Here is a 3,465-nt window from a genome sequence, read left to right as displayed (position 1 = left end):
GCCCCTGATCGACCGGCGGGACAGGCGCGGCGGTGTCGCGGCGGCGGGCCCGCAGTTCCTCCAGCACCTCGTCCCGTCCCCGCCCGCGCAGCAGGAACAGGACGAACGGATCGGCGTCGACCTCGTCGGCCACGAGGTAGCACACCGCGGCCGAATGCTTGCACGGATCGGCGCGGTCGGGGCAGGAGCAGCGAGGCAGCAGGTCGCCAGGGCCGGGCAGCAGGTCCGCCCCCGAAGCACGGGCGTCCTCGGCGAGTTCCGGTGGCAGTTCGCCGTCGAGCAGCGCGGCGGCGTGCCCGGCCCGGCTCGCCACGGTGCCCAGCAGGGTGTCCCACTGGGCGGCGGTGAACCGGTGGGTGCGGATGGTGACCCGGTACGGCGTGGGCAGGCTGCCGCGTACCTTGGCCCGGATCTCCCCCGGCGCCACCTCCAGCAGGATGACCATGCCCTTGCGGGCGTAGGTCCGCCCGCGCGGCAGGCGGTTCGGATCCAGCTGGGCCCGGCCTTCGAGGGCCTCGACCCACGCCCGGCCCCACCAGGTGGCACCGAAGGTGCGGCGGCTCACGGCTGTTCCCCCAGCCGCACGAGGTCGGCCAGCTGATCGTCGGTCAGCTCGGTGATCCAGTCCTCGCCCGCCCCGACCACCGACTCGGCGAGCCCGCGCTTGGTCTCCAGCACGGCCGCGATCCGGTCTTCGAGGGTGCCCTCCGCGATCAGCCGGTGCACCTGCACCGGCCGGTCCTGGCCGATCCGGTAGGCGCGGTCGGTGGCCTGGTCTTCGACCGCGGGGTTCCACCACCGGTCGTAGTGGATCACGTGGGTGGCGCGGGTCAGGTTCAGGCCGACCCCGCCTGCCTTGAGGGACAACAGGAACACCGGGATGTCGCCGGACTGGAACCGGCGCACCATGTCCTCCCGCTGCCGGGCGGGTGTCGCGCCGGAAAGCAGTTCCACGGGAAGCCCGCGCTCGGCGAGCCGGGTGGCGAGCAGGCGGCACAGCCGCACGTACTGGCTGAACACCAGCACGCTTTCGCCCTCGTCGAGGATGACGTCCAGCAGTTCCTCGAACGCGGCGAGCTTGCCGGACCGGCCGGTCAGCGGACCGTTCTGCTTGAGGTACTGGGCCGGGTGGTTGCAGATCTGTTTGAGCTCGGTGAGCAGTTTGAGCACCTGCCCCCGCCTCTGCACCCCCTTCGATTCCCGGATGGCGGCGAGGTTTTCCCGCACCACCGCCTCGTAGAGGGTGGTCTGCTCGGTGGTGAGCGGCACGAACCGGTCGGTCTCGGTCTTGCGGGGCAGCTCCGGCGCGATCTCGGGGTCGGTTTTGCGGCGCCGCAACAGGAACGGGCGCACGGTCGCGGCGAGCCGCCCGATGGCGGCCGGATCGCGGTCACGTTCGATGGGCCGGGCGAAACCGCGCCGGAAATGCTCGAGACCGCCCAGCAGGCCCGGGGTCGTCCAGTCCAGAATGGACCACAGCTCGGTGAGCCGGTTCTCCATCGGGGTGCCGGTGAGGGCCACCCGCGCGGCGGTCGGGATCCGCCGGAGTTCCTTGGCGGTCACCGAAAGCGGGTTCTTCACGTGCTGCGCCTCGTCCGCGGCGACCAGCCCCCAGCGGACCTCCGCGAGCGCTTCGCGGTCGCGCCGGAGCACCCCGTAGGTGGCGAGCACCACCTCGTCCGGCGCGAGTTCGGTCAGGTGCCTGCCGCCGCCGTGGAAGCGGCGCACCGGGATCTTGGGCGCGAACCGGGCGAACTCGCGCTCCCAGTTGCCCAGCAGCGAGGTCGGGCACAGCACGAGGGTGGGCCCGGCGGCGAGGTCGCGCCGGTGCAGGTGCAGTGCGATCAGCTGGATGGTCTTGCCCAGCCCCATGTCGTCGGCGAGGCAGCCGCCGAGGCCGAGTTCGGTCATCTTGGCCAGCCAGGCGAGCCCGGCCCGCTGGTACGGACGCAGCGTCGCCTGCAGCTCCGGCGACGGCACGACCTCCGCGGCCGTGGTTTCCTTCAACCGTCCGAGCAGGCCGGAAAGCGCCTCGGGTGGCGAAAAGTCGAGCTCCTCACCGTCCACTTCGACCGTTCCGGTGAGCGCGGCGGCCAGCGCCTCCGCCACGGTGAGGGTGCGGTTCGTGCGCCGCCGCAGCCGGGCCAGCAGGTCCGGATCGGCGCGGACCCACTGGCCGCGCACCCGCACCAGCGGCCGCTTGGCCTCGGCCAGCGCGGCGACCTCCTCCTCGGTGAGCGTTTCGCCGCCGAGCGCCAGCTGCCAGCGGAAGGCGAGCAGATCGGTGAGCCGGAACGCGGCCTCGCCCTCGCTGCCGGGAGAGGGGGTGGCCCCGGCACGCAACCGCAGGCTCTCGGCGAACATCTCCTTGGGCCACAACACTTCCACGCCCGCGCCCCGCAGCGCCTCGGTCCCCGTGCCGAGCAGTTCGACGAGTTCCTCATCGGTGAACACGACCTCGCTGGGCGAGGCGGTCTCCAGCGCGCGCCCCAACGGCGCCCACGCGCGGGCACCGCGTCGCAGCCCGATCAGCAGCTGCGCCTCGACCTGCTCGCCGAAACGCGACAACACCGCGTCGGGTGCCTGCCACAGCGCGGCCGCGTCGAGCACGAGACTCGGGTCGGCGGCACTGCGCAGGGCCAGCACACCGGCGAAACCGAAGTCGTCCGGCGCCTCACCCTCCCGGGTCTCGACGCGGAGCAGCAGCTGCGCCTCGGGCGGTTGCCGGGCGGCGAGCCATTCGGCGTCCGCGGCGCCGAGCAGGGTGGGCTCGGTGGCGGCGAAGGCGGGCCCGCCGGCGGCGACGCGGGCGGCCGGTGTGCGTACGAGGACGTCCGCGGTGGCGTCCCAGAGCGCGCGGACCAGTGACTCCGGTGAGTGCAGCCGGATGCGTTTGAGCCCGGACAGCGGCAGCGCGTGCGCTTCCGGCGGGAGGGCCGCGGCGAGTTCGCGGAGCAGGTTCTCGTCCGCCGATTCCAGCGGGCCGACGCGCCAGGAGTCCAGGCCGCCGGGGCTCACGGCGGGCAGCAGCCGGCCCCGCGCGATCAGGGTGAGCGCGGCCGAGACCGCCGCGGACCACGCGGCGAGCGCGGGCCCGGCGGGCTCGGCGAGGTTCAGCAGGGACGGGATCGCCTCGCGCAGCGGGAGCACGCGGGCGTGCACCGTGGTGCGGCGGAACTTCCTGCCCTCGGGCAGCACCAGTTCGACCGGGGTGTCGCCGTCACCATCGCCCCAGCAGGCGAACACGCCCTCGCGCGGCGGATCCGAGGGGACGAAGATCGCCTGGGTGCCGGGTGTCAGCTCCACCCGCCCACCATAGATCCCGCGGCCACGCCGCCCGGCGCGAAGGGCGCCAACCGCTCGTCAACCCGGCCGTGAAGGGTCCCTTCACAGCCGATACGACCGTGAAGGGCCCCTTCACGGCAAACGACAGCCCCCACCGACACCTGCCGGATGGTGGGAGGC

2 protein-coding genes are annotated in these 3,465 nt (G+C 73.4%); both read right to left on the bottom strand.

The genetic code is table 11. The annotated features are described in order from the left end of the window. Positions 1–565: SWIM zinc finger family protein (locus tag FNH05_RS34840; protein WP_186382893.1), on the bottom strand; the 565-nt coding region annotated here is incomplete at its 3' end. Then, positions 562–3,306, bottom strand: a complete 2,745-nt coding sequence (locus FNH05_RS34835; protein ID WP_144593105.1) for a DEAD/DEAH box helicase — start codon at positions 3,304–3,306, stop codon at positions 562–564. The genes FNH05_RS34835 and FNH05_RS34840, both read right to left, overlap by 4 nt. Positions 3,307–3,465: the final 159 nt, after the last annotated feature.

The organism is Amycolatopsis rhizosphaerae (assembly GCF_007713715.1).
Classification (GTDB): Bacteria; Actinomycetota; Actinomycetes; order Mycobacteriales; family Pseudonocardiaceae; genus Amycolatopsis_E; species Amycolatopsis_E rhizosphaerae.
The sequence above is the reverse complement of the archived record's forward strand: the minus strand, read 5'-3'. Positions and strand labels throughout refer to the sequence as shown.